The 25135-nt window shown below is 70.1% G+C and carries 24 protein-coding genes; 14 read left to right on the plus strand and 10 right to left on the minus strand.

The window, feature by feature from the left end:
- Nucleotides 1-27: 27 nt before the first annotated feature.
- Together H9Y04_RS14655 and H9Y04_RS14660 are read right to left on the minus strand one after the other, a co-directional pair.
- Nucleotides 28-471 (minus strand): hypothetical protein, encoded by a 444-nt coding sequence (locus H9Y04_RS14655; RefSeq protein ID WP_187814457.1) that lies wholly within the window; start codon nucleotides 469-471, stop codon nucleotides 28-30.
- A gap of 338 nt (nucleotides 472-809) precedes the next feature.
- Nucleotides 810-1349, minus strand: a complete 540-nt coding sequence (locus H9Y04_RS14660) for a sigma-70 family RNA polymerase sigma factor (RefSeq protein WP_187814458.1) — start codon at nucleotides 1347-1349, stop codon at nucleotides 810-812.
- 396 nt (nucleotides 1350-1745) lie between these two features.
- Here H9Y04_RS14660 and H9Y04_RS14665 point away from each other — a divergent pair, with 396 nt between their 5' ends.
- The gene (locus H9Y04_RS14665) at nucleotides 1746-2951 is read left to right on the plus strand and encodes a CapA family protein (protein WP_187814249.1); all 1206 of its coding nucleotides are present in this window, start codon (nucleotides 1746-1748) and stop codon (nucleotides 2949-2951) included.
- 265 nt (nucleotides 2952-3216) lie between these two features.
- Nucleotides 3217-3534 carry a hypothetical protein gene (locus tag H9Y04_RS14670; protein ID WP_187814250.1) on the plus strand — a complete coding sequence of 106 codons (318 nt, stop codon included), beginning with the start codon at nucleotides 3217-3219 and terminating at the stop codon, nucleotides 3532-3534.
- A gap of 2 nt (nucleotides 3535-3536) precedes the next feature.
- Here the strand turns inward: H9Y04_RS14670 and H9Y04_RS14675 are convergent, their stop codons facing one another.
- Entirely contained in the window at nucleotides 3537-3941 is a 405-nt protein-coding gene (locus H9Y04_RS14675) for a universal stress protein (RefSeq protein WP_214661268.1), read from the minus strand.
- A 209-nt stretch (nucleotides 3942-4150) separates the two neighbouring features.
- Between H9Y04_RS14675 and lysX the strand changes: the two genes are divergently transcribed.
- Nucleotides 4151-7483 carry a bifunctional lysylphosphatidylglycerol synthetase/lysine--tRNA ligase LysX gene (lysX, locus tag H9Y04_RS14680; RefSeq protein WP_187814252.1) on the plus strand — a complete coding sequence of 1111 codons (3333 nt, stop codon included), beginning with the start codon at nucleotides 4151-4153 and terminating at the stop codon, nucleotides 7481-7483.
- A 95-nt stretch (nucleotides 7484-7578) separates the two neighbouring features.
- Entirely contained in the window at nucleotides 7579-8415 is an 837-nt protein-coding gene (locus H9Y04_RS14685; RefSeq protein WP_187814253.1) for a polysaccharide deacetylase family protein, read from the plus strand.
- A gap of 110 nt (nucleotides 8416-8525) precedes the next feature.
- On the opposite strand, the gene H9Y04_RS14690 is transcribed toward H9Y04_RS14685, so the two are convergent.
- Nucleotides 8526-9182 carry a class F sortase gene (locus tag H9Y04_RS14690; protein ID WP_187814254.1) on the minus strand — a complete coding sequence of 219 codons (657 nt, stop codon included), beginning with the start codon at nucleotides 9180-9182 and terminating at the stop codon, nucleotides 8526-8528.
- A 335-nt stretch (nucleotides 9183-9517) separates the two neighbouring features.
- Here H9Y04_RS14690 and H9Y04_RS14695 point away from each other — a divergent pair, with 335 nt between their 5' ends.
- Nucleotides 9518-10003 carry a hypothetical protein gene (locus H9Y04_RS14695; protein ID WP_187814255.1) on the plus strand — a complete coding sequence of 162 codons (486 nt, stop codon included), beginning with the start codon at nucleotides 9518-9520 and terminating at the stop codon, nucleotides 10001-10003.
- Between the two features lie 83 nt (nucleotides 10004-10086).
- Here the strand turns inward: H9Y04_RS14695 and H9Y04_RS14700 are convergent, their stop codons facing one another.
- The 3 genes from H9Y04_RS14700 to H9Y04_RS14710 form a co-directional block, all read right to left on the minus strand.
- Nucleotides 10087-10653: a hypothetical protein gene (locus tag H9Y04_RS14700; protein ID WP_187814256.1), complete on the minus strand. Its 567-nt coding sequence runs from the start codon at nucleotides 10651-10653 to the stop codon at nucleotides 10087-10089.
- A 214-nt stretch (nucleotides 10654-10867) separates the two neighbouring features.
- Nucleotides 10868-12169: an alpha/beta hydrolase gene (locus tag H9Y04_RS14705; protein WP_187814459.1), complete on the minus strand. Its 1302-nt coding sequence runs from the start codon at nucleotides 12167-12169 to the stop codon at nucleotides 10868-10870.
- Nucleotides 12169-12378, minus strand: a complete 210-nt coding sequence (locus H9Y04_RS14710; protein WP_165329804.1) for a hypothetical protein — start codon at nucleotides 12376-12378, stop codon at nucleotides 12169-12171. The genes H9Y04_RS14705 and H9Y04_RS14710 overlap by 1 nt, the downstream gene beginning before the upstream one ends.
- Nucleotides 12379-12612: 234 nt before the next feature.
- Here H9Y04_RS14710 and H9Y04_RS14715 point away from each other — a divergent pair, with 234 nt between their 5' ends.
- From H9Y04_RS14715 to H9Y04_RS14730, 4 genes are all read left to right on the plus strand, one after another.
- On the plus strand, nucleotides 12613-13560 hold the full coding sequence (locus H9Y04_RS14715; RefSeq protein WP_187814257.1) for an SCO0930 family lipoprotein: 948 nt from the start codon (nucleotides 12613-12615) through the stop codon (nucleotides 13558-13560).
- Between the two features lie 387 nt (nucleotides 13561-13947).
- Nucleotides 13948-14760 (plus strand): SAM-dependent methyltransferase, encoded by an 813-nt coding sequence (locus H9Y04_RS14720; protein ID WP_187814258.1) that lies wholly within the window; start codon nucleotides 13948-13950, stop codon nucleotides 14758-14760.
- Entirely contained in the window at nucleotides 14757-16928 is a 2172-nt protein-coding gene (locus tag H9Y04_RS14725) for a putative bifunctional diguanylate cyclase/phosphodiesterase (protein ID WP_187814259.1), read from the plus strand. Before H9Y04_RS14720 ends, H9Y04_RS14725 begins: the two co-directional genes overlap by 4 nt.
- Nucleotides 16929-16997: 69 nt before the next feature.
- The gene (locus H9Y04_RS14730) at nucleotides 16998-17534 is read left to right on the plus strand and encodes a DEAD/DEAH box helicase family protein (RefSeq protein WP_187814260.1); all 537 of its coding nucleotides are present in this window, start codon (nucleotides 16998-17000) and stop codon (nucleotides 17532-17534) included.
- A gap of 70 nt (nucleotides 17535-17604) precedes the next feature.
- On the opposite strand, the gene H9Y04_RS14735 is transcribed toward H9Y04_RS14730, so the two are convergent.
- A complete protein-coding gene (locus H9Y04_RS14735; RefSeq protein ID WP_187814261.1) occupies nucleotides 17605-17952 on the minus strand; it encodes a DoxX family protein in 348 nt (115 codons plus the stop codon).
- 118 nt (nucleotides 17953-18070) lie between these two features.
- Nucleotides 18071-18961: a LysR family transcriptional regulator gene (locus H9Y04_RS14740; protein ID WP_187814262.1), complete on the minus strand. Its 891-nt coding sequence runs from the start codon at nucleotides 18959-18961 to the stop codon at nucleotides 18071-18073.
- Between the two features lie 95 nt (nucleotides 18962-19056).
- Here H9Y04_RS14740 and H9Y04_RS14745 point away from each other — a divergent pair, with 95 nt between their 5' ends.
- The 3 genes from H9Y04_RS14745 to H9Y04_RS14755 are packed head-to-tail and all read left to right on the plus strand — an operon-like array spanning nucleotide 19057 to nucleotide 22479.
- A complete protein-coding gene (locus H9Y04_RS14745; protein WP_187814263.1) occupies nucleotides 19057-19782 on the plus strand; it encodes a succinate dehydrogenase in 726 nt (241 codons plus the stop codon).
- 1 nt (nucleotide 19783) lies between these two features.
- Nucleotides 19784-21733: a fumarate reductase/succinate dehydrogenase flavoprotein subunit gene (locus H9Y04_RS14750; protein ID WP_187814264.1), complete on the plus strand. Its 1950-nt coding sequence runs from the start codon at nucleotides 19784-19786 to the stop codon at nucleotides 21731-21733.
- On the plus strand, nucleotides 21730-22479 hold the full coding sequence (locus H9Y04_RS14755; protein WP_187814265.1) for a succinate dehydrogenase/fumarate reductase iron-sulfur subunit: 750 nt from the start codon (nucleotides 21730-21732) through the stop codon (nucleotides 22477-22479). Before H9Y04_RS14750 ends, H9Y04_RS14755 begins: the two co-directional genes overlap by 4 nt.
- Nucleotides 22480-22493: 14 nt before the next feature.
- On the opposite strand, the gene H9Y04_RS14760 is transcribed toward H9Y04_RS14755, so the two are convergent.
- Nucleotides 22494-23348, minus strand: coding sequence for a helix-turn-helix domain-containing protein (locus H9Y04_RS14760; RefSeq protein WP_187814266.1), 855 nt, complete (start codon nucleotides 23346-23348; stop codon nucleotides 22494-22496).
- A gap of 101 nt (nucleotides 23349-23449) precedes the next feature.
- On the opposite strand from H9Y04_RS14760, the gene H9Y04_RS14765 reads away from it, so the two are divergent.
- Together H9Y04_RS14765 and H9Y04_RS14770 are read left to right on the plus strand one after the other, a co-directional pair.
- Complete coding sequence (locus tag H9Y04_RS14765; RefSeq protein WP_187814267.1) at nucleotides 23450-23992, plus strand: YceI family protein; 543 nt, start codon at nucleotides 23450-23452, stop codon at nucleotides 23990-23992.
- An 88-nt stretch (nucleotides 23993-24080) separates the two neighbouring features.
- Nucleotides 24081-25124 (plus strand): hypothetical protein, encoded by a 1044-nt coding sequence (locus H9Y04_RS14770; RefSeq protein ID WP_187814268.1) that lies wholly within the window; start codon nucleotides 24081-24083, stop codon nucleotides 25122-25124.
- Nucleotides 25125-25135: the final 11 nt, after the last annotated feature.

A 25135-nucleotide genomic window follows, 5' to 3' on the forward strand; every position in this document is an offset into this window, starting at 1 on the left:
GCGGCCGTCGGAACGCAGCGGCGGCCGTCAGAACAGATGGATCGCCAAATGCCCGAGCGGCAGCCCCAGTTCCCAGGCCGGCGTCCACACCTGCTCGTCCTCGTCGACCTCGATGCCCACCCGCTGCCACTGCAGCGAGGAGTCCAGATCGGCCGCGAGCAGCTCGGTGCGCTGCAGCCACTCCCAGGTCTCCGTCGCCAGCGCGAGATCCGGCCCGCCGCCCTCGGCGGTGCGGCGCTCCATCCGCTCGTGCACCCACTCCTGCCAGGGATGGCCGTACGCGGTCAGCGAGAGCCACTCGTCGAGCTGCGACACCACGCGGATACCGGCGAGCTCGTCGGCCTGGTCGGACAGATAGATGGTGAGCGCGAGCGTCTGCCGGCCGGCCCGGAACTCGAGGGTGCTCGACGGGACGAGGTCTCCGGTGCGCAGCAGCTCGTCGGCGATGTACTCCGCGTACAGCCATGCCATCGGCACGGCCAGCTCGCCGGTACCCCTGCCGTTACTCCTGTCGGGCAGCAACCGATCCACCTACTCCCTTTCTCTGCCCCCTCGGGGCTCCTCCGAGCCCCGAGGGGTCAGCCTTCACCGTCGGGCGCGCACGTGGGTCCGGCTTTACTCAACTGGACACAGTGGTTTCGAAATCGACCCCTCCGCGGCAGACGGAAGGGGCGTCACGTGCGCTGTGGTGCGGGCGGTGCACAAGGGGCTTGGCGCACCTGGTCCTCGCCTCACACTAAGGGCGGTGGGGGACCGGAGTTCGCCATGATCTGGAGGTTCAGGGGGTGAGGCTGCTCACGCCCGGGGCGTCAGTGCAGGGGCCCCGCGCCGTATCCGGGCAGCACGGTCCTGAGCCGCCGAAGGGCGTAGTGCGAACGGGACTTGACGGTTCCCGCCGGGATGCCCAGCGCCTGTGCGGCCTCTGTCACCGAGTGCCCGCGGTAGTAGAGCTGTACGAGTACGTCACGGTGTTCGCGGCGCAGCGTCGTGAGCGCCTCGCGGACATCGAGCGCGATCACCGACCGCTCCTCGTGCCCGTCGCCTATCACATGCACGGGCGCGTGCTCCATGCCCTCCGCGCCGACCTCGGTGGGCCGTGCGTTGCGGGCCCTGCGCGCATCGATCGCGAGCCGCCGGCCGACCGTGAACAGCCACGGCCGCATCGAGTCGTGATCGCTGCGCAGCGCCTCGGGGTGCTGCCATGCGCGCACCAAGGTCTCCTGGACCAGGTCCTCCGCGCGCTGCCGGTCGCCGTAGGTCAGGCCGAGCAGAAAGCCGAACAGGGCGCGTCCATGGGCTTCCTGCAGTTCGGCCAGTTCCTGCTCGGGGGTGCGGGTGGGGTGCTCCATGGCGGTGGTCACCGTTGACTCCTCCGGTTGGTCGCCGCGTCGCCGTGAACGTAACCGCGGGGCCGGAGCGTGCGGAGCGCCCGTGCGGCGCCAGTCGAGCGGGCGGCCGAGCCGTGCGCCGAACGGTTCCGGCGCAGGTCGAGCGGTGCGACGAACGGTGCGACGAACGGCCATGCGAACGGCGGGGTGAATTCCCGCGTGCCCCGGCCCGGCGGTCCGGAGAAATCGAAGATCCCGGAATTGGGTGATTAGCTTCCGTTTCCGCCAAGTCGTTCCGTATTCGTGATGAACGCGGCAAAGCTCCTTGACTTCCCGTCAGCCCCCGGATGGATTCGATTGCGGAGATTGCGCTCGCGCTCCGCCGGTTCATTCACCACTCATGGAAAGTCACGGTCGATGACTGAACGCACTGGTTCATTCCGTGCACACACCGCACGTGCGGCACTCGCCGCGCTGCTGACGGCCGCCGTCGTGGGTTGCAGCGCCGGGCAGCCCGACCCCGCACCAGGGCCCGAGTCCTCGAAGAAGCCACCCGCCCCGTCCGCCGCCGGCGGCCCCGCCCCCGCGCCCGCCAAGGGGTTCACCCTCGTGGCGTCCGGCGACGTCCTGCCGCACGCGTCGATCATCCGCCAGGCCAACGCCGACGCGGGCGGCGACGGCTACGACTTCCGCCCGATGCTGCTCGGTGTGAAGCCGGTGATCTCCAAGGCGGATCTGGCCATCTGCCACATGGAGACCGTGTACGGAGCGAACGGCGACTACACCGGCTACCCGGCCTTCAAGTCCCCGCCCCAGGTCGCCGCCGCGCTCGCCGCGACCGGCTACGACTCCTGCTCCACCGCCTCGAACCACACGCTCGACGCGGGCGCCGCGGGCATCCGCCGTACCCTCGACGCGCTGGACAAGGCCGGCGTGCGGCACGCCGGTTCGGCCCGCAGCGCGGCCGAGGCCAAGCGGCCCACGATCCTGCGGGCCGGCGGCGCCAAGGTCGCCCATCTCGCGTACAGCTACGGCACCAACGGCTATCCGCTCCCCAAGGGACAGCCCTGGGCGCTCAACCTGATCAATGAGAAGAAGATCATCGCGGACGCGCGTGCGGCCCGCAGGGCGGGCGCCGACGTGGTCGTGGTGAGCCCGCACTGGGGCACCGAATGGCAGGACGCACCCGACGCGCGCCAACTCCGCCTCGCCAAGCGCCTCACGGCCTCGAAGACCGGCGGCCGCCCCGACATCGACCTCATCATCGGTACGCACGCCCATGTGCCGCAGCCGTACGAGAAGGTCAACGGCACCTGGGTGATCTACGGGATGGGCGACCAGATCGCCGGCGAGATGATCAACTACTCCGGCTCCTCCGACCCGCGCGGCAACCAGGGCACGATCGGCCGCTTCACCTTCGTACCGCCGCAGCAGGCCGGCGGCCGGTGGCAGGTGTCCCGGGCGGAGTTCATCCCGCAGTGGTTCGACACGGGCGACGGCCGCGTGGTGAACCTCAACGCCGCGATCAAGCGCGGCGCCGACTACACCGACCTGCGGGACCGTATCCGGCGGATCACGCTCAGCCGGGGTGGGGTCAAGGATGGGCTGATGATGGGCAGTTGAGAGCAGGTCGCAGAGGGACCACGGGCCGCAGCCGTGCCTCATGGCTGCGGCCCGTGGTCTTGCACGTTGTCACTCGGCGCGCGGCACCGAGGACTTGGCCGGCCTGAGAGGATGAAGGCAAAACGGGGAGGCAGACATGCGTGGGCGACCTGTCCTTGGAGCAGCCGTCGCGCTGCTCGCAGCAGCGGGCTGCGGCTCCAGCAGCTCCGGCGACGCTGGGGGTGCCCCTCGAGCCGGTGATCCACCCCCAGACGCTGCGCAAGCGGTGGAACGCTACGTCGAAGCTCTGAATGATCGAGACATCAACGCGCTGCTGGATGTCGGCGCCGCCCCTGACGAACGGTGGTTCAGGCAGCAGGCCGACGAGCTCATCGAGGCCAACGGTGGCAAGGGGTTCACGATCACCAAAGCGCCCATCGAGTACGAGCAGATGGGGGACTACATGGGAAAGGCGGCTCTGACGGCGTCGGCCAAGGAAGGGCAGCCCCTCCGGCAGTCGGTGGACCTGCTGCACGAGAACAACCGTTGGCACGTGGTGCTGTTCACGTGGCCCGAGGGGGACAAGGCCACTTCGGCGACCTAGGGCTACGGCACCACGGTGACGGGCCAGCGGCCCGCCTTCACGAGACGTACCGCCACGGACCCGACGATCCGGTGTCCTGCCTGCTCGGACGCGCCCACGATCACGGCGTCCGCCTTGAGCTCGTCGGCGGCGGTGACCAGGCCGTTGTACGGGTCGCCGCGGAACGTGTGGAACTCCCAGCGCACCGAGAAGATGTCCTTCACCCGCTCGGTCGCGTCCTTGATCTCCGCGATGAGCCCCTCGGCGATCTCGTCGGTCACCTCGCCGACCGGGGCGCCGAGCGCGGCTCCCGCCGCCATCACGGGCTGTACGTAGACCACGGCGAGCAGCGCGTTCTGCCGTCGTGCGAGGCCTCCCGCGTAGGCGGCCGCGCGCAGCGAGGTGTCGGAGCCGTCGACCCCGACCATGATCACCTTGGGGCCGTCCGTACCGCGTTCGAACTGGGTCGTCTGCTCTTCGCTCACGCTGTGAGGCTAGCCGAGCACGCGCCGGGTGCGACCCTGCGGGCCCCGCTTTGAGGGCGGCAGTGACGTGACGGCCCTGCTCAGAGGGCGGATGTGACCCGGTGGGCCCTGCTCGACGGGCGGGCGGGCGTGGCTGTTCTTAGAGTCGGTCCATGAGCGCCAGCGTGGAAGCCGCGATACCCAAGGGCCAGACGCACGATGCGGACCGGCTCGGACCAGGCACCTCCCGGTTCCTGAGCAAGGTCCCCGATGTCTTCGCGACCTTCTTCGGGCTGCTCGGCCTCTACTGCGGTGTCCTCGCGGTCATCGCCCCCCTGCGCCGCCTCGCCCGCCCGGTCACCCGGGCCCTCGACCTCGCCACGGTGCCGGTCAGCGCCAACCTCGCGTACGCCCTGTTCCTGACGCTGCTCGCCGCCGCCTGCGCCTCGCGCAAGACCATCGCCTGGCGCCTGGTCGTCGCGTACCTGGGACTGCTCCTGATCGCGGACGGCATCCTCATCGCGCAGGGGGAGTGGAAAGAGGTACTCCCCTCGGCAATCGTCTGCGGGATCGCGCTGGTGGTCCTGGTCCTCGCCCACCGGGAGTTCTACGGCCAGACGCGGCGCGGACAGTTCCTGCGCGCGGTCGGGGTGCTCATCGGCGGCCTCGCGCTCGCGATCCTGGCCGGCTGGGGCCTGGTCGAGCTGTTCCCCGGCACCCTGGACCGCGGCCACCGCCTTCCGTGGGCGGCCAACCGCGTGCTCGGCGGTCTGGTCTCCAGCGGCAATTTCAACGGCACACCGCCGCGGCCCCTCTACTTCTTCCTCGGCCTGTTCGGCGCCCTGGCGCTCCTGAACGCCGCGTTCACGCTGTTCCGCTCCCAGCGTCTCGAAGCCGCCCTGCACGGCGACGAGGAAGCGCGCATCAGGGCGCTGCTCGGTGCGTACGGCGAGAACGACTCGCTGGGCTACTTCGCCACCCGCCGCGACAAGGCCGTGGTCTTCGCCCCGAACGGCAAGGCCGCCGTCACCTACCGCGTCGAAGCCGGGGTCTGTCTGGCCAGTGGCGACCCCGTGGGCGACCCGGGCGCGTGGGACCAGGCGATCGAGGCCTGGCTGGAGATCGCCCGGCGCTATGCCTGGGCGCCCGCCGTCATGGGCGCGTCCGAGGAAGGCGCGAAGGCCTTCGCACGCCACGGGATGGGCGCGCTGCAGCTCGGCGACGAGGCGATTCTGTACGTGCAGAAGTTCGACCTCGACGGCCGCGACATGCGGGTCACGCGTCAGGCCGTCAACCGCGTCAAGCGCACCGGCGCCACCTGCCGTATCCGGCGCCACTCCATGCTCACCGACGCGGAGATGAAGCAGATCATCAACCGCGCCGACGCCTGGCGCGACACCGAGACCGAACGCGGCTTCTCCATGGCCCTGGACCGCCTCGGCGATCAGCAGGACGGCGACTGCCTCCTGGTGCAGTGCATGGACGCCGACGGAAAGCTGCTCGCCCTGCTGTCCTTCGTCCCGTGGGGCAAGGACGGCATATCGCTCGACCTGATGCGCCGCGACCGCAGCGCGCCCAACGGCGTCATGGAGTTCATGGTCGCCGAACTCTGCGCCAGTGTCGGCAAGCTGGGCGTGCGCCGTATCTCCCTGAACTTCGCGGTCTTCCGCTCGGTCTTCGAGGAGGGCGCCCGGATCGGCGCGGGTCCCGTCCTGCGCCTGTGGCGCAAGCTGCTGCTGTTCTTCTCCAAGTGGTTCCAGCTCGAAGCGCTCTACCGGTCCAACGCAAAGTACGACCCCGAGTGGTACCCGCGCTTCATCTGCTACGGCGACGCGGGCTCGCTCGCCCGGGTCTCCCTGGCCTCCGGTATCGCCGAGGGCTTCGTCGCCGTACCGAGCCTGGGCGCGCTGTGGGGCAAGGGGCACACACCCGCCAAGTTCGCGCAGCCGACGACCACCGCGGGCCTGCCGCCGATCGAGGAACTCGGCCTGGGCACCGCCGGCTCGGGCACGTCCGATCCGCTCGCCGGCATGCCCGAACAGGTCCGCATCCGCCACCGCAAGCTCGAACGGCTCCAGGACGAGGGCATCGACCCGTACCCCGTCGGCATCGCCCAGCGCACCCACACGCTGGCCGAGCTGCGCAGCACCCACGCAGGCCTCGCGCCCGGCGCACGTACGGGAGAGCAGGTCACGGTTGCCGGCCGCGTCATGCTGATCCGTGACTTCGGCGGTGTCGCCTTCGCGGATCTGCGGGACTGGTCGGGCGACCTCCAGCTGGTGTTCACCAAGGAACACCAGGCGGCTCTCGACTCCTTCACCCGGGCCACGGACATCGGCGACCACCTGACCGCCACCGGCGAGATCGGTGTCACCGACAAGGGCGAGCTCTCCGTCTTCGTCACGAGCTGGCAGCTCACCGGCAAGTGCCTGCGCCCGCTGCCGGACAAGCGCCGGGGTCTCGCCGACCCCGAGGCGAAGGTCCGCCGCCGCTATGTGGACCTGGTCGCCAACCCGGAGGCCCGCGATGTCGTACGGGCCCGCTCGACCGCCGTGCAGGCGCTGCGCCAGGGCCTGCTGGAGCGGGGCTACCTCGAGGTCGAGACCCCGATGCTGCAGCAGATCCACGGCGGCGCCAACGCCCGCCCGTTCACGACGCACATCAACGCCTACGACCTGGACCTGTACCTCCGTATCGCCCCCGAGCTGTACCTCAAGCGGCTGTGCGTGGGCGGTCTGGAGAAGGTCTTCGAGATGGGCCGCACCTTCCGCAACGAAGGCGTCTCCTACAAGCACAACCCCGAGTTCACGATGCTGGAGGCCTACCAGGCCTTCGCCGACTACGACGTGATGCTCAACCTCACGCGCGAGCTGATCCAGGGCGCCGCGACCGCCGCCTTCGGCTCGCCCGTCGCCCGCAAGGCCGACGAGAGCGGCAAGCTCGTCGAGCACGACATCTCCGGGCTCTGGCCGGTCAAGACCGTATACGGGGCGATCTCCGAGGCGCTCGGCGAAGAGGTCACCGCCGACACCGAACCGCCCGCGCTGCACCGGCTCTGCGACAAGAGCGGAGTTCCGTACACGGCCGAGATGGGCCGCGGCGACGTGGTTCTTGAGATGTACGAGCGCCTGGTCGAGGAGAAGACCAAGCTGCCCACCTTCTACAAGGACTTCCCGACCGATGTCTCCCCGCTGACCCGCCAGCATCGCACCGACCCGCGGCTCGCCGAACGCTGGGACCTGGTCGCCTTCGGCACCGAACTCGGCACCGCCTACTCGGAGTTGACCGACCCGGTCGAGCAGCGCCGGCGTCTGACCGCGCAGTCGCTGCTCGCGGCCGGCGGCGACCCCGAGGCGATGGAGCTGGACGAGGACTTCCTCGACGCCCTCGAATACGCGATGCCGCCCACCGGCGGTCTGGGCATCGGCGTGGACCGGCTCGTCATGTTCCTCACGGGCCTGACGATCCGCGAGACGCTGCCGTTCCCCCTTGTACGCCGCCGCTGACCGGCCCGCCACTTCTGACGGTTCCAACAGGTGCTTTCCCGCAGGCCCCCGTGTTGATGTACGGCGCGGGGGCCCGGCCGTGCGACGCATTAGTCATGAAAAAGGAAGAACTGCTTCCGGGGCGCCGGGCGCTGCTGCGCGGCGCCGCCGGACTCTCTCTCGTTCCCCTCGCCTCGACCGCGGGCTGCTTCGGCACCCCGCAGTCCGCACCGGCCGCCCCCGCGGGCGGCGCCCCCGCCCTCAGCCGTCCGCAGAAGCCCGCCACGTACCGGCTCAGGCCCATCGCGGGCTACGGCCCCGCCCGTTCGCTGCCGGCCGCGGCCCCCGTCCGCTCCAAGCCGATCCTGCGCCTGGCCAGCCGCAACCGCACGATGGTCCTCACCTTCGACGACGGCCCCGACCCGCGCTTCACCCCGCACATCCTGCGCACCCTGCGCCGGCACCACGTGCGCGCGATGTTCTTCGTCTGCGGCGAGATGGCCGAGCAGTCGCCCGACCTGCTGCGCGAGATGGTCGACGACGGGCATCTCATCGGCAACCACACCTGGACCCACCCGCAGCTGCTGAGGCTGCGGCGCTCCGGGGTGCAGCGCGAGATCGAGTCCACCAGCGAGGTCGTGCGGCGGACGGTGGGCGAGGCCCCCTTGTGGTTCCGTGCGCCGTACGGGGCGTGGAACCGGCACGCCTTTGAGATCGGCGCGAGCCTCGGCATGGAGCCTCTCGCGTGGACCACGGACTCCCTCGACTGGACGGAGCCCGGCACCCGCAAGGTGGTCGACAACGTGCTGCGCGGGGCCGGTTCAGGGGTGGTGATCCTCAACCACGATGCGGGCGGCAACCGTTGGCAGAGCGTGGAGGCGCTGCGGATCTATCTGCCGCGGCTGCTCGACGACGGATACAGGTTCGGACTTCCGCAGCGCAGGATTACCTGATACGCGACGACGCACTGTCGTCGTCTGCGCGAATGACCGGCAATACGGCGAAAGGCCCGCCCAGTTGGGCGGGCCTTTCGCTATGCCGGCTGCCAGGGAATCAGGTGTCCTCAGCGGGTCTCGACGAGGCGGGCGAAGACCACCACATTCCCGTCGTAGCCGTCCTTCTTGGTGAATCCGCCACCGCAGGTGATGACACGCAGTTCGGGGGCACCCGTCGAGTTGTACACCTTCCCGCCGGGGAAGTTGGCCTTCGAGAACACTTCGACGCCGTACACCTGGAATACGGCCGTCTTGCCGTCCCTGCGGCTCACTTCCACATGGTTTCCCTTTTTGAGGGAGCCGAGCCCGTAGAACACCGCGGGTCCCTGATTGTTGTCGACATGGCCGACGATCACGGAGGTGCCGTTCTCGCCGGGCGAGACGGCGCCGGTGAACCAGCCCGCCAGATTGGGGTCCTCGGGCGGCGGTGCGTCCACCCAGCCCTCCGCGTCCAGGCCCACCGGCTGGATCGGCGCGTTCACCTGGATCTGGTCGATCCTGATCCGCTCGGCGATCGAGAACGGCAGTGCCTGTACGCCAACCACCCGGGGTTCCCCCGCCGTCACCGCCTCGGCGGCCGAAGCCGGCTGCGGAGGCCCCACGGCGAATTCGCCGGACCCGTTACGGATCAGTGCGAGGCCGGTGAGCAGAACAAGCGCTATGACACCCCACGGGGCGCGCTTCTTCTGCGGCTCCTCCTCCTGAGCACCGTGTGCCGAATCCATTCACAGTCCCCTCTCGACGCGGCAGTTGTCCCACGCCGTTCGCGCATGCAGGAAACGCTAAGTGGATTGGGCGCGGGCGGCGATCGGTCGGATGCGAACGGGTGGTGGAACGCGGCCGCCTGCGCCATCCGAGTCGACTTGCCGAGAACATTTCTGACGGTCTGTGACCTGCGGTGATATCCGGCTCGGGGAAAAGCGCTCGGCGTGTCGCTCACCGGTACGGACCAGCCCCGAAATGCGGGTGAGCGCAGGGCGTTCGAGGGTCTGATCTGAAAGGCGCTTCTCGCCGATTGACCGGGGGAACATTCCCCGGGGCGTCTTTCGCGGAGGTCCACATGCGTACTACTCGTGCCCTGGCGGCCCTGGGCGCCGCCGGTGCTCTCCTCGTCGTCACCGCACCGTCGGCCGGCGCCTGGGACGCGTCCACCATCAGCGTGGACCCGACCGTCGCGGGTCGCGGCACCCACGTGGCGGTGAACGTCGTCGCCCCCGAGTGCAGCGGCGGAGGCACCGTGTACTCGAGCGCGTTCGAGCACGGCAGCGCGCCGCTCAGCGGGACCAGCAACGGCGGCCACGCCAACCCGAAGATCAGCCACACCGCTTCGTTCGGCCGCCACGACGTCACCGTCCACTGCAGGGGTTCCCAGGTCACCAAGGCCCAGGCCCTCACGGTGATCGGTCCCGCTCACGGCGGCACCGGCGGCTCCGTCAACGCCGGCGCCACCTCCACCGACATCGCCATCGGCACCGGCCTGGTGGCGGCCGCGGTGGCCGGCGGCGGGATGTTCTGGCTGCGGCGCCGGGGCGAGTCCAAGGCCTGACGGTTTCCCTGCAGACGCACTTCGCCCCCGGATCCGAACGGATCCGGGGGCGAAGTGCTGTGCACTGCTCAGGAGTCGGGGGCTCAGGAGTGTTCGCCGTCGGCCGGCCGGCGGCGCGCGAAGTGCAGCGCCGAGCCCAGGGCGCCGGCGATGAGCACGGCACCGAAGGCGATCTCGCCGAAGTCGAGGTCGGCGAGGCTGCCGCCGATACCTGCCTTCACACCGTGGTGGATCGGCGGGTTGGTGGGCTGATGGGTCCAGCCGCCGCTGCCCGAGGCGATGGTCAGGTTCGTGGTCCCGGTCTCGCCCTTGCAGCTGAACGTCACGGTGTACATCGCGCCGGGCTTGGCGTCCCAGTCCACGGTGGCGGTGGCGCTCTGTCCGGGGGAGATCCGCACGGTGTCGAACACGCCCGAGGAGGCCGTGGCCGTGTCCGAGCAGCCGTCGACCTTCAGCGTCACCTGGCCGCCCGCCGCGATGGTCGAGGGCGTGACGCTGAATCCGTACGAGGTGATGTTGTTGTCGCCCATGACCGCGGACTTCGCCTCGGTCTTCACCTCGGCCTGTGCGGGCGGCATGCCGATCGTGAGGGCGCAGACGGTCGCGGGAGCGAGCAGAGCGAGCGCTGGGAAGCTGCGTATCGCACGCATGATGAGTCCTCCGGGTCCCCGAGGAGCAGCCGCGGACCTTACCGCTGTTGCCGGAAATGCACCTCGATGCCCGAAACGCTAAGGAGGCGCCCGTACGGCCGCGATCGCTGTCGTACGAATGGGGCATACGCATGGGCCGTTGGTGGGACCCGGGCCGTGGCGCTGCCCGGTCGGGCAGCCGTGGTGTGCTGTCGCGCGGGGAACTGACGCCGGATCAGGGGATGAGCCGGGTCTGCTTCGCCAGCCACGGGATGTTCTTCTCCAGGCCGGGGCGCCAGACCTGCCAGGTGTGGCCGCCGGGCAGCTCCATCAGCTGCACCTGCATCCCGGCCTTGCGCGCCGCGTCGTAGACCACCTTGGCCTGGGGGCCGAACGTGGCGTCGCCCGTGCCCGCGACGAAGACGCCGGCGGTGTCGGGGAACTTCTGCCGGGCCATCACGTCCATCGGGTTGACCTTGCGGAAGGCCGCCTCGTCGCCGCCGAAGATGGTGTTGACCGTCTGCTGGTGGCTGCCGATCGAGGGTTCGTCCTCGCCGGAGATGTCGATGAAGGCGCCGTAGCGCCGCGGGGCGTTCACGGCGATCTGCAGCGAGCAGGTGCCGCCGTTGGAGAGGCCGGAAATGGCCCACTGCTTGCGGTCCTTCGCGGCCTGCAGGTGCGTGGCGACCCAGTCGGGGACGTCCTCGGAGAGATACGTCTGCACCTTGCCGAGCTTGCCGTCCACGCACAGCGGGTTGTTGAACGGCGAGCCCAGCGGGTCCGCGACGACCACGATCGGCGCGAGCCCCCCGTGCTGCGCCGCGAACTCGTCCATCATCATCGGCAGCTGCCCCGACGTGACCCAGTTCTCCGGCGCTCCGGGCTGGCCCGGCATCAGCACGAGCACGGGCAGCAGGGGGCGCGGCGATGCGTGGTAGGCGGGCGGCAGATAGACATACGCGGTCTGCGCCTTGAATCCGGACTTCACGCCCGGAATCGGGGTCTGCGACAGGGTGCCCTTCGCGGGCAGGTCCTTCGGCGGCTTCCACACGTCAGCGACCGTCTTGCCCTCGGGCACCTCGAGGACGGGCTGCGTGGTGCCGGTGGCGTCCTTGAGGCTGACCGTGTCCTGCGGGCCGAGCAGCGTGCGTACGGTCGGGTAGTTGTCGAAGTAGATGTTGACCTGGTTCATCGCGTACAGGGACACGAAGAGCGCGGCGAACAGGGCTGCGGGCCGGCTCCGCCAGCGCAGGAAGCGCATCTTGAAGGCGGCAAGCAGCAGGCCGAGCAGCAGGATGCCGATCCAGAAGAGGACCTCGAAGGGCAGCTCGTCGGGGAAGGGCTGCCACCAGTCGTTGACGATGACCTTGACCAGGTACGTCAGGAGCGCGGCGGCCACCAGGGCCGCCGGCAGCCAGCGGGTCCACCAGCGGCGGTCGCGGGTGATGAGCAGGAAGGCGAGCGAGAGCAGGCCGAGCACCCGCAGCACGACCGGGAGCGGACCGTCGACCAGGGACCAGTCGAGCGGCCCCGCCATCACCACGCGTGCGCTCCGGGTCCGCGCCACTCGACCAGATGGGGGTCGTCGAGGGACATGTCGGCATCGCTGAGCCCCGCGCGGCGCAGGAACTCCACGAGGTCCGCGTCGTCGTACGCGGTGCCCAGGGCGACCCCGCGTACCTCGACACGGCGTCCCGGGTGCCCCGCACGGGGCGGGTGGACCACGATCGGCGCTTGCCAGGGCATGCCCTCAGGGTGCGTCAGGCGATGCAATTCGGCCATTTAGCTGCCTCCGGGTTTCCCGGGGTGCGTGGTGCCCGCGGATCGACTGCGGAAACCACAGGTCAGCGGGATGGGGGAGCCGTACGGGAAAAGAAATCTTGAAGTGGGTTGAACGCACCGGCCGTCCGCTTGCGTACCTAGGGCCATGTGCGGCGCATCCGGGCGCCGCAGCACATCAGCGGACCATGGGAGTTCAGGATGAAGACCTGGCGGAGCGCCTCGATCGCGGCGGCAGCAGCGGCCCTGTTGGCGCTGACGACGGCGTGCGGTCAGGAGAAGGGTTCCGACGAGCCGAACGGGCAGTCCGTGGGAAACGCGGCACCGGCCGACGGCGGGTACGGAGACGGATACGGCGGGGGCGAAGATGCTGGGGCGGAGGCTGCCGCGGCGAAGCCCGCAGGTCAGCTCGCTGTCTGGGACAGCAAGGAGCTCGGCGAGGTCGTCACCGACAGCGCGGGATTCACGCTCTACCGCTTCGACGAGGACACGGCGAAACCACCCAAGTCGAATTGTGAGGGGGACTGCGCGACCGCCTGGCCCGTGGTCGCCGCCGAAGGCGCCAAGGCCGCGCCGGGCGTGGACGAGGCCCTGATCGGCTCGGTCGAGCGGGCCGACGGCACTGAGCAGCTGACCATCGCGGGCTGGCCGATGTACCGCTACGCCAAGGACAAGCAGCCCGGCGACGCCAAGGGCCAGGGCGTGGGCGGCACATGGTTCGCCGCGGCGCCCGACGGCAAGAAGGCGTCCCCCGCCGCCGAGGACGCGGGCGGCGAGCAGGCCGACCCCGCGGGTCTGTCCACCCGTAAGGACCCGAAGCTCGGCGAGATCGTCGTCGACAAGAACGGAATGACCGTCTACCGCTTCAAGAAGGACTCCGCTTGGCCGATGAAGTCGGCTTGCACCGGTGACTGCCTCGAGAACTGGCCCGTCGTCGAGCCCGTGGACAAGAACGACACCGAAGGCATCCTCAAGAAGGGATTCGTGACCTTCGACAGGCCTGACGGCCTCCAGCAGCAGACCATCGACTGCTGGCCGCTGTACACCTACGCCGGCGACCAGGCGCCCGGTGACACCAACGGGCAGGGTGTGGGCGGCACTTGGTACGCCGTCTCGCCCCAGGGCAAGCTCGTCGGCGCACCCAAGTAGCGGCGCTCCCGCCGCGTGCGGCGGCACGGGCCGGTTCCTCCACACCCCTGCGGTGGAGGAACCGGCCCGTATTGTTTGCCCGAAGTCCGATGGCCGGAAGTGCAAAATTCCAAAAGGACTTGCGTCACACCCGGAGAAGTCCGTTGTGGAAGTGGGGAGTCGCGTTCCACCGCACCGAACTACCCCAAAAGTGACGAGAATTCGGCTGCACGTGCAGCTGCAGATGCACATGCCGGAGGCAGTGACCGAGAACGGACGAGCAATTTCCGGTTCGACTCGACCCGCCTCCTGCCGATCAGTAGCCTCGCCTCGAACACCGGCTCGGTCACCCGCCCGAGAGATGCCGAACGCAGATACCGAACACAGATGCCGAACAGGGAGAATCTGATGGAGCGACCCGCCTGGGCCCCGCGGGGCATCGATATCTCGGTGCCGAGCGTTTCGCGTATCTATGACTACTACCTAGGTGGTTCGCACAACTTCGAGTCGGATCGCGAAGCGGCCCGCAAGGCCATGGAGTTCATGCCGGGGCTGCCGAAGATCATGCAGGCGAATCGTGCCTTCATGAGACGGGCCGTGGGATACGCCGTCGACCAGGGCATCACCCAGTTCCTCGATATCGGCTCGGGCATCCCGACGTTCGGCAACGTCCACGAGGTCGCCCAGGGCCTGCACCCGGGCGCCCGCGTCGCGTACGTGGACCACGACCCGGTGGCCGTCGCGCACAGCGAGGCCGTGCTCGAGGGCAACCCCGACACCGAGGTGCTCGCCGCCGACCTGAGAAAGCCGCGGGAGATCCTGGACAGCCCGCAGCTGTCCGGGCTGCTCGACCTCGACCGCCCCGTGGCCCTGCTGCTGGTGGCGGTCCTGCATTTCGTGGAGGACTCCGACGACCCCTACGAGGCGGTCGCCACGCTGCGGGACGCGCTCGCGCCCGGCAGCCTGCTGATCCTCACGCACGCCTCGTACGACGGGATACCGCTCCCGCAGGAGCAGGCCGGCGGCACGGTCGGGGTCTACAAGGACATCCGCAATCCGCTGATCATGCGCTCGGGCGACGAGATCGGACGGTTCTTCGAGGGCTACGAGATGGTCGAACCCGGGCTCGTCTCCATGCCGCTGTGGCGCCCGGACACCCCGCCGGAGCAGGAGGACCCGTACGCCTTCTCGGGGTACGCGGGTGTGGGGCTGCTGACGTGAACGAAGCGGAGGGCCGCGGCGAGCCGGCCGCGGCGGACGGGCCGGACTCGCGGCTGCGGCGGTTCGTCACGATATGGAGCCGGGCCGTCTTCCCGGTGACGGCGACATCCCGCACCCGGGTCGAGTTCGAGAAGCAACTCCTGCCGCTGGCGGAGCAGTTGTGCGAGGCGTTGACCGCCCGCACCTTCGACGCGGCGGCCGGCCGCCGCGTCGGTGCCGGGCTGATCGAGGCGCACTGCACCGATCCCGAGGCACTCATCCGGACCCTGGACGTCGTCGACGCCTACCTCGTCCTGTACTGCGGCACCGAGGACGAGACGGAGCGCGAGGCACAGCGGGCGCGGTCGTCGCGTCTGCAGCACGCGATGGCCGGCGGGTTCGCCGAGGCGCTGCGCGAGCGGACCCTCGGCGAACAGGAGGCGATCTCCCGTGCCGCGCTGATGGCCCGGCAGGCGGTGGCGGAGGCGCTGCACACCAGCGAGGCCCGCTTCCGCGCCGTCTTCGAAGGTGCCGCCGTGGGCATCGGGATCGCTGATCTGGACGGCACCATCCTCCAGGTCAACGACACCCTGAAGACGATGTTCGGCGCGGGCGGCATGGACGTGGCCATGCGCGGCCGCAAGGTCTCCGACTGGACGCACCCCGACGATGCGCCTCAGGTGTGGCGCCTGTACGAGGAGTTGGTGCAGGGACGGCGCGAGCACTACCGGGTGGAGAAGCCGTACTACCGCGCGGACGGCACCGTGCTGTGGACGAACCTCACGGTCTCGCTCCTCCGCGACGCCGAGGGACGGCCGCAGTACCAACTGGCCCTGATGGAGGACACCACCGAGCGCCGACTGCTCAACCTGCGGCTGCGCTACGAAGCGACGCATGACGCCCTGACGGGTCTGCCCAACCGCACGCTGTTCTTCGAGCGCCTGGAGAAGGCGCTCGCCGCGGGTGAGGGACGCCGCTTCGGTCTCTGCTACCTCGACCTCGACGGCTTCAAGGCCATCAACGACAGCATGGGCCACGCGGCCGGCGACCGGCTCCTGGTGGAGATCGCCGACCGGCTGCAGTCCTGCGCCACCCGGCCCGGCGAGATGGTGGCCCGGCTCGGCGGCGACGAGTTCGTGGCGCTGACGACCGGACCCGACACCGAGCGCGAGGTCGACGAGCTGGCCTCGCGGATCCTCAGCATGCTGGCCATTCCCGTACGGATCGAAGGCCGTGAGCTGACCGTGCGCGGCTCGATCGGCATCGTCGAGGGACCGGCGGGGGAGCGCAGCCCGGCGGAGGTGCTGCGGAGCGCGGACATCACGATGTACCGGGCGAAGTCGGCCGGCGGCAACCGCTATGAGCTCGCCGACCCGGAGGCCGACGCCCGGACCATCACCCGGTACGGCCTGACCACCGCACTGCCCGCGGCGCTCGCCCGCGAGGAGTTCTTCATCGAGTACCAGCCCCTGGTGAACCTGGCGGACGGCAGTGTGCGCGGGGCCGAGGCCCTGGTGCGCTGGTCGCATCCGCAGCACGGGGTGCTCAGCCCGGACCGTTTCATCCCGCTCGCCGAGCACACCGGGCTGATCGTGCCGCTCGGGCGCTGGGTGCTCGACCAGGCGGTGCGCCAGGCCCGCGAGTGGCAGGAGCGGCACGCGGACGCCGGGCCGCTGCGGATCAACGTCAATCTCTCCCCGCACCAGCTGCACTACCCCGGCCTGGTGGCCGACACCGTGGAGATCCTCGAGCGGGCCGGCCTCGCGCCCGGCTCGCTGTGCCTGGAGGTCACGGAGTCGGCGCTGATCGGCGCGGACGACGATCTGCTCAAGCCGCTGCGCCGTCTCGCCGAGATGGGCGTCGACATCGCCCTGGACGACTTCGGTACGGGGTACTCGAACCTGGCCAATCTGCGGCGTCTGCCCGTCAGCATCCTGAAGCTGGACCGCTCGTTCACGCAGGGCATGCAGCGCTTCCCGGTCGACCCGGTGGATCTGCGGATCGTCGAGGGCATCGTGGGCCTCGCCCACAGCCTGGACCTGTCGGTGACCGTGGAGGGCGTGGAGACCGGCGCCCAGGCGGAGCAGCTGCGGATGCTGGGCTGCGACACGGCCCAGGGCTGGTACTACGCACGGCCGGGCCCGCCGGACCAGCTGCACGAGCTGGCGATGGTGGATGCGGTGGGGTGAGCGGGGGCACTGTGCCACGGTGCTCCGGCATCGATGTCGCTTCGCCGCGGGCGCCTTAGCATCGGCCGCATGATCGACTCATCCCGTACGAGAGCGGCCGTGCTCCTCACCGGCACCGTCGGCGTCGGCAAGACCTCGGTCGCGGACGCGGTCGGTGACCGGCTCGCCGAGGCCGGTGTCCCGCACGGCGTCGTGGACCTGGACCGGCTGTGCCAGGTCTGGCCCGCGCCCGAGGGCGATCCGTTCAACTCGCGGGCGCTGCTGCGGAATCTTCGGGCCGTGGCCGTCACGTATCTGGACGGCGGGGCGCGGCGCCTCGTCCTCGCCGGGGTCGCCGAGGATCAGGGTGAGGTGCGGGAGCTGACGGAGGCGGTCGGCGTACCGCTCACCGTATGCCGGCTCGAAGTCGAACTCGCTGTGGTGCACGACCGGTTGCGTGCCCGGCACGCGGGTGACCCGGCTGGTCTGCGCTGGCATCTGGACCGCTCCGGCGAGCTCGCCGGAATCCTGGATGCGGCGCAGGTGGCGGACTGCTCCGTGGACGCCACGCACCGGCCCGTGGCGGAGGTGGCGGAGGCGGTGCTGCGGGCGGTCGGGTGGGCGTGACGCTCTTCGCGAGCGACACCGGGCGCGGCCGACGCGGTCGCCGCGCCCGGTGGGTGACAGATCCGCCCCACTATGCGCTCACCACCCCCAGCGCCAGCGTCGCCGCCGCCAGGGCCAGGAACGGGTACTGCAGGCCGAAGGTGTAGTCCTTCGCGCGTACGTGGGTGGCGATCGCCAGTGCGTAGAAGACGACCAGGCCCACCGCGGCGGCGATCCCGATGGCCGGGATCCAGAAGCCGACGATCAGGCCGATGACGGCCGCAGCCTTGGGCAGGCCGAGCCAGGGCAGGATCCGGCGCGGTACGCCCACCCGGTCCATCCCCTCGGCGATCCGCTCCCAGCGGGCGAAGTCGGCGCCGGCGGAGAAGAGGTTGTAGGCGATCGTGACGGTGGCGAAGACGGCGTAGGCCACATCCATGACGGGCTCCTTCGGAGTGCGCAGGGTTTCCTTTCCCCCTGCGACGAGCCGGCCCTCCGCGCTGTGACATCAGCGGGCGATGGCGCTCCGCTCCCATGCCCCTCCGTGCAAGCGGGGCTCAACTCAAGTGCCCTGTCAGCATCCGCTGCAGTTCCCGCGCCGCCCGTGGCGGCGCCACGTCGCTGCGGTGGGCCAGGGCGACCGTCCGGTGCAGGCCCGGGCGGGTCAGCGGAGTGACCCGCAGGCCGAGGCCCGCCCGCATCGCCACCATCCGCGGGACCACGGCGACCCCGAGCCCCGCCCGTACGAACCCGAGCACCGCGTCCATCTCCCCGCCCTCGACCGCGAAGTCCGGCTCGAACCCGGCCGCGCGGCAGGCCGCCACCGTCAGCTCCCGCAGGTCGTAGCCGTGCCGGAACATCACGAGCGGTTCGTCCTGCAGATCCGCGATCCGTACCGAACGCCCCGCACGGCCGGGCGCGGGCGCGTCCGGGGCGGAGACGACCACCAGGTCCTCGCGCAGCAGCTCCACCGTGGTCAGAGCGGGGGAGGGCGTGGGAAGGGGCAGCACCACGAGCGCCAAGTCGAGTGCGCCGCGGGCCAGTTCGCGGACGAGGTCGTGCGAGCCGCCTTCCTCGACGATCAGCTGGACCCCGGGGTACTCGTCGCGGAACGCCCGCAGGATGTCCGGCAGCAGGCCCGTGCACAGACTCGGGGTGGCACCGAGTCTGACCCGGCCCCGCCGCAGCTGCGCCAGCTCCTGGACCTCCAGGCGTGCGGTGTCCGCGTCCGCGAGGATGCGGCGCGCGAGGGGGAGCAGCGCCTCGCCCGCGTCCGTGAGCGCGATATTGCCGCGCGCCCGGCTGAACAGCTCCGCACCCAGCTCCCGCTCCAGCGCCTTGATCTGCTGGGAGAGCGAGGGCTGCGCCACATGGAGCGTCTCCGCCGCCCGCGTGAAGTGCAGGGTCTCCGCGACCGCGACGAAGTACTGGAGCTGTTGGAACTGCATAACCGGCAGCGTACCCGCACGATAGGCATCGGCTATGGAAATGAGCTGGATCATGTCTTGGACCGATGAGGTCCTTGGCCCCTACCGTCATCTCCATGGCTCTGGCAACGCGGCCCGTCAAGGGCACCGCCCCGGGTAAACGACCCTCCCCGGCACGCTCTCTGTGGGATTCGACCATCGGCAAGAAGACCGTGATGGCCGTGAGCGGGCTCATCATGCTCGGCTATCTGGTCGCCCACATGCTCGGCAATCTGAAGATCTTCTTCGGCTCGGACGAGTTCAACGGGTACGCGCACTGGCTGCGCACCATCGGCGAGCCCCTGATGCACTACGAGTGGACGCTGTGGGTGATCCGCGTCGTGCTCGTCGCGGCCGTCGTGCTGCACGCCGTCTCCGCGTACCAGCTGAGCCGGCGCGACATCAAGGCGCGCCCGACCAAGTACGTGCACCGGCGCAAGCGCGCGAGCTACGCCACCCGCACCATGCGCTGGGGCGGGATCATCCTCGCCCTGTTCATCGTGTGGCACATCCTCGACCTGACCACCGGCACCGTCCACGCGGACGGCTTCGAGCACGGCCGCCCGTACCAGAACGTGATCGACACCTTCTCGACCTGGTACGGCAACGTCATCTACATCGTCGCCGTGACCGCCGTCGGCCTGCACGTACGGCACGGGTTCTGGAGCGCCGCGCAGACCCTCGGCGTGGGCAACGCCCGCCGGGAACGCCTGCTCAAGACGGGCGCCAACACCCTTGCCCTGGTGCTGACTCTGGGCTTCGTCTCCGTCCCCGTCGCCGTCATGACCGGAGTGGTGAGCTGACATGAACAACTTCGCGGAGTACGCGACCGGCGAACCGGTCGTCGACACCAAGGCGCCCGAAGGCCCGGTGGCCGAGCGCTGGGACAAGCGGCGCTTCGAGGCCAAGCTGGTCAACCCGGCCAACCGCCGCAAGCACACCGTGATCGTCGTCGGCACCGGTCTGGCCGGCGGCTCGGCGGGCGCGACCCTGGCCGAACAGGGCTACCACGTCGTCCAGTTCTGCTTCCAGGACTCCCCGCGCCGCGCCCACTCGATCGCCGCGCAGGGCGGCATCAACGCGGCGAAGAACTACCGCAACGACGGCGACTCGATCCACCGGCTCTTCTACGACACCGTCAAGGGCGGCGACTTCCGCGCCCGCGAGTCCAACGTCCACCGCCTCGCGCAGATCTCCGTCGAGATCATCGACCAGTGCGTGGCGCAGGGCGTGCCCTTCGCCCGCGAATACGGCGGCCTGCTCGACACCCGCTCCTTCGGCGGCGTCCAGGTCTCCCGCACCTTCTACGCCCGCGGCCAGACGGGACAGCAGCTGCTGCTCGGCGCCTACCAGGCGCTGTCGCGCCAAATCGCCGCGGGGAACGTCGAGTTGCATGCCCGTACGGAGATGCTCGACCTGATCGTGGTCGACGGCCGGGCCCGCGGCATCGTCGCCCGCGACCTGATCACCGGGAAGATCGACACGTATTTCGCGGACGCGGTGGTGCTCGCCTCCGGCGGCTACGGCAACGTCTTCTACCTCTCCACCAACGCCATGAACTCCAACGCGACCGCGATCTGGCGGGCCCACCGCCGCGGCGCGTACTTCGCCAACCCCTGCTTCACGCAGATCCATCCGACCTGCATCCCGCGCACCGGCGACCACCAGTCCAAGCTCACGCTGATGAGCGAGTCGCTGCGCAACGACGGCCGGATCTGGGTGCCCAAGGCCAAGGGCGACACCCGCCCCGCGAACGAGATCCCCGAGGACGAGCGCGACTACTACCTGGAGCGCATCTACCCGTCCTTCGGCAACCTCGTGCCCCGCGACATCGCCTCGCGCGCCGCGAAGAACGTGTGCGACGAGGGCAGGGGAGTGGGCCCCGGCGGCCAGGGCGTGTACCTGGACTTCGCCGATGCCATCCGGCGGATGGGCCGCGCCAAGGTCGAGGAGAAGTACGGCAACCTCTTCGACATGTACGAGCGGATCACCGCGGAGAACCCGTACGAGGTCCCCATGCGGATCTATCCCGCCGTGCACTACACGATGGGCGGCCTGTGGGTGGACTACGACCTGCAGACCACGATCCCGGGCCTGTTCGCGATCGGCGAGGCCAACTTCTCCGACCACGGCGCCAACCGCCTCGGTGCCTCCGCTCTGATGCAGGGTCTGGCCGACGGCTACTTCGTGCTGCCGTCCACCATCAACGACTACCTCGCGCGCACCTCGTTCACCGAGGCGGTGGGCCCCGAACACCCCGTGGTCCAGGAGGTCCTGGCCGAGACGGAGGACCGCCTCAACCTCCTCCTCTCCGTCGACGGCGACCGCACACCGGACTCCTTCCACCGCGAACTCGGCGAGCTGATGTGGGAGTTCTGCGGCATGGCACGTACGGAGACGGGCCTGCGCAAGGCCCTGGAGCGCATCCCGCAGATCCGCGAGGAGTTCTGGCGGCGCATCAAGGTCCCGGGCACCGGCGAGGAGTTCAACCAGTCCCTGGAGAAGGCCAACCGCATCGTCGACTACCTCGAACTCGCCGAGCTGATGTGCCTGGACGCCCTGCACCGCAGCGAGTCCTGCGGCGGCCACTTCCGCGAGGAGTCGCAGACCGCGGACGGCGAGGCCGAGCGCAAGGACGAGGAGTTCTCGTACGCGGCCGCCTGGGAGTTCACCGACACGGGCGCTTCCCCCGTACTCCACAAGGAAGAGCTGACCTTCGAATACGTACACCCCACTCAGCGGAGCTACGCATGAAGCTCACCCTGCGCGTCTGGCGGCAGAAGAACGCCGGCGCCGACGGCGCGATGTCCACGTACGAGGTGGACGGCATCTCCCAGGACATGTCGTTCCTGGAAATGCTGGACACCCTCAACGAGGAGCTCATCCTCAAGGGCGAGGACCCGGTCGCCTTCGACCATGACTGCCGCGAGGGCATCTGCGGCGCCTGCTCCCTGGTGATCAACGGCGATGCGCACGGGCCTGAGCGCACCACGACCTGCCAGCTGCACATGCGGTCCTTCGAGGACGGCGACACGATCGACGTCGAGCCGTGGCGGGCCTCCGCGTTCCCCGTGGTCAAGGACCTGGTCGTGGACCGTTCGGCCTTCGACCGGATCATCCAGGCGGGCGGCTACATCACCGCGCCGACGGGCGCCGCCCCCGAGGCGCATGCCACGCCCGTGCCCAAGCCGGACGCGGACTTCGCTTTCGAGCATGCCGAGTGCATCGGCTGCGGCGCCTGCGTGGCGGCCTGTCCCAACGGGTCGGCGATGCTGTTCACGTCGGCCAAGGTCAACCACCTCAACGTGCTGCCGCAGGGCGCGCCCGAGCGCGAGACCCGCGTGCTCGACATGGTCGGGCAGATGGACGCCGAGGGCTTCGGCGGCTGCACCCTTACCGGCGAGTGCGCGACGGCCTGCCCGAAGGGCATCCCGCTGCCGTCGATCGCGGCGATGAACAAGGAGTGGCTGCGGGCGAACCGCAAGGCCGCGAAGCGCTGAGCTGCTGCGGCCGGTCAGCCCCCGACCGCCCGCAGCGAGCCGGGCCGGCGGCCGTCGAGCAGGTCGAGTGCGCGGGCGGTGGCCTCGTCCGCCGGCAGATGCACCAGCATCCGCTGGCCGTCGGCCTCGGGGAGCTCGAGGACCTCGTACGAGAGCCTCAGCTCGCCGGCCTCGGGATGCCGCAGCGTCTCGGTGCCGCTGCGCCGGGCGAGCCGCGTCGGGGTGGCGAGGCGGTCGGTGAACGCCTTGCCGACGGTGATCGTCAGCTCCTGGGCCAGCTCCATCGTCACCGGGTCCTGCCGGGTCAGCGCGAACCGCATGAACTCGACCTGCTCGTCGGCGGCCCGCTCCCAGTCGGGATAGGCCTCCTTGGCGCGCGGGTCGCTGAGGATGTAGCGGGGCAGGCTCGGCACCTCGGCGTCCAGGAGGCCGAGCGGGCCGACCAGCCGCTCGTAGCCGTCCGTGTACGCGGCGATCTCGCCCAGATAGTTCACGACCACGGCCGGTGTGGGTTCGAGCCGGTTCAGGAGCGCCCGTACGGTGGGCCGCACATCACGCTGCGGCAGCGGCCGTACGGCACACAGGAAGTGGTCCTCGTCGCCCTTGAGGAGCTGCCGCAGATGCAGCCGGTCGTCCAGCGGCATCCGCAGCGCGTCGCACAGCGCACCGAGCACCTGGGGTGAGGGGTGGTTGTCGCGGCCCTGCTCCAGTCGGGCCAGATACTCCACGCTGATGCCGGCGAGCAGCGCCAGCTCACTGCGGCGCAGTCCCGGCGTCCGCCTGCGGGGGCCTTCGGGCAGGCCGACCTCGGCCGGGGTGACGGCCTCGCGGCGGGTGCGCAGGAACGCGCCGAGTTTGTTGTCGCTCACCCGGTCGATGCTATGAGGCGGCGCGCCGCGGAGGGTGGCCCTGTCACTACCAGCCTCAGCTCGGCCTTCCTGACTCCCTTGCCCCGGGCCAGGGTTGAGCCATGACGACTTCACCGACCACCACACTCCCTCTGACCGCCGGCACCTGGGCCTTCGACCCGTTCCACTCGGCGGTCGGTTTCACCATTCGCCACCTCGGTATCTCCAAGGTGCGCGGCCGTTTCGACCAGCTCGACGCCTCACTGGTCGTCGGCGAGACCCTCGCCGAGTCCTCGGTGACCGCGACGGTGGCCCTGGAATCCATCAACACCGGCAACGCCGACCGTGATGCCCATGTCCGCGCATCGGATCTGCTCGATGTCGCCAGCCGCCCCACGATGAGCTTCCGCTCGACGAAGCTCGCGGGTGAGGGCGAGGACTGGACGATGGAAGGCGATCTGACCATCGGCGACGTCACCCGGCCGATCACCTTTGCCGTGGAGTTCGGCGGAGTCGTGGACGTGCCGATGGACGGCAGCAAGCACGCGGGCTTCGAGGCGACCGGCGAGATCCGGCGCAGCGAATTCGGCCTGACCTTCGCGCCGGGCCTGCTCGGCGAGGTCGTGAAGATCCACCTGGATGTGCAGTTCGTCGCGCCCAAGTAGGCGCTGGACAGGGCGGGACGGGGCCGGCGGTGATGCCGGTCCCGCCCCGCCCCCGTCGTTGTCGGTGGTGGTGACTACGCTGCGCGGCATGATCTTCAGACGACAGCAGAAGGGGCGGCTGCTCGAAGCTGTAGCGGACTTCGAGACCGCCGTACGCGCACAGGACGCCGACCGTGCGGAGCAGGCGTTCGGCGCCCTGCACGAGCACTTCGGGGAAGCCGGGGAACCGGAGGTCCAGGCCGCCGGGGCCCGTCTGGCCGGCCTGCTCATGGACGTGCCGCCGGGGCCGCGCGGCACGGTCGCCGTGATCGTGGGCGCGTGTGTGGAACGCGGCGCCGATGCCGTGCCCTGCGCACCCGCCGTCTTCGAGGGGCTGCTCGACGCCGTGCGCGGGGCGGGGGAGTTCTGCGAGCGCTGGGCGGCCACCGGCGGCGGCGAGCTGCCCGACCCGGAGAGCTCCGCCGTGGACGACGCCCTGCTCGAACGTGTCGGCCCGCACGCGGCCATGGCCTGGTGGACGCTGCAGCAGTGGGAGATGGCCGCGGTGGCCATGCTCAACCACCCGGCCGTCCGCACCTCGCTCGACCCGGCCCTGCGCAGCGAGGTGCTCGCCCTGCTGCGCCCCGTCGAGGAGGCGTCAGGGCATGACTTCAAGTGCCTCACGTACGCACTGATGGTCCTCGACGAAGAACCGCTCGTCGCCCTGGACCATGCGAGCGGCAGGGGCTATGCGCTGCGCATGAGCGGCATCGGCGACAACTTCCAGCTGCACACACTGCTCGCCCACTTGCTCGCGGGCGGTGGCCATGTGGACGCGTATGTCCCCTCGGCGCAGGAGGCGGCCGTGTGCCGGGACGCGCCCGGGCAGGTGCCGACCACCGGCTCGTTCAACCTGGTCGCCGCGGACGGCAGTTGGATCTGGAACGAGGGCGCGCCGGTGGACATACCCGTCGTCGACGGTGCGCGGCTCCTTGTGCTCGACCCGCCGCCGTATCAGCGCGGCTGGCCGGCCGGACGGTTCTTCCCCGGCATGAAGGGCGATCTCGTCCTGGAGCGTGTCCTCACCGATGAGGAGACGGCCCGCTGGTTCGCTCATGTGGCGCCGGCGAAGTCGCCCGGGGCGGCCGTCTGATCGCCGGGACC

Source organism: Streptomyces polyasparticus (genome assembly GCF_014493765.1).
GTDB lineage: Bacteria > Actinomycetota > Actinomycetes > Streptomycetales > Streptomycetaceae > Streptomyces > Streptomyces polyasparticus.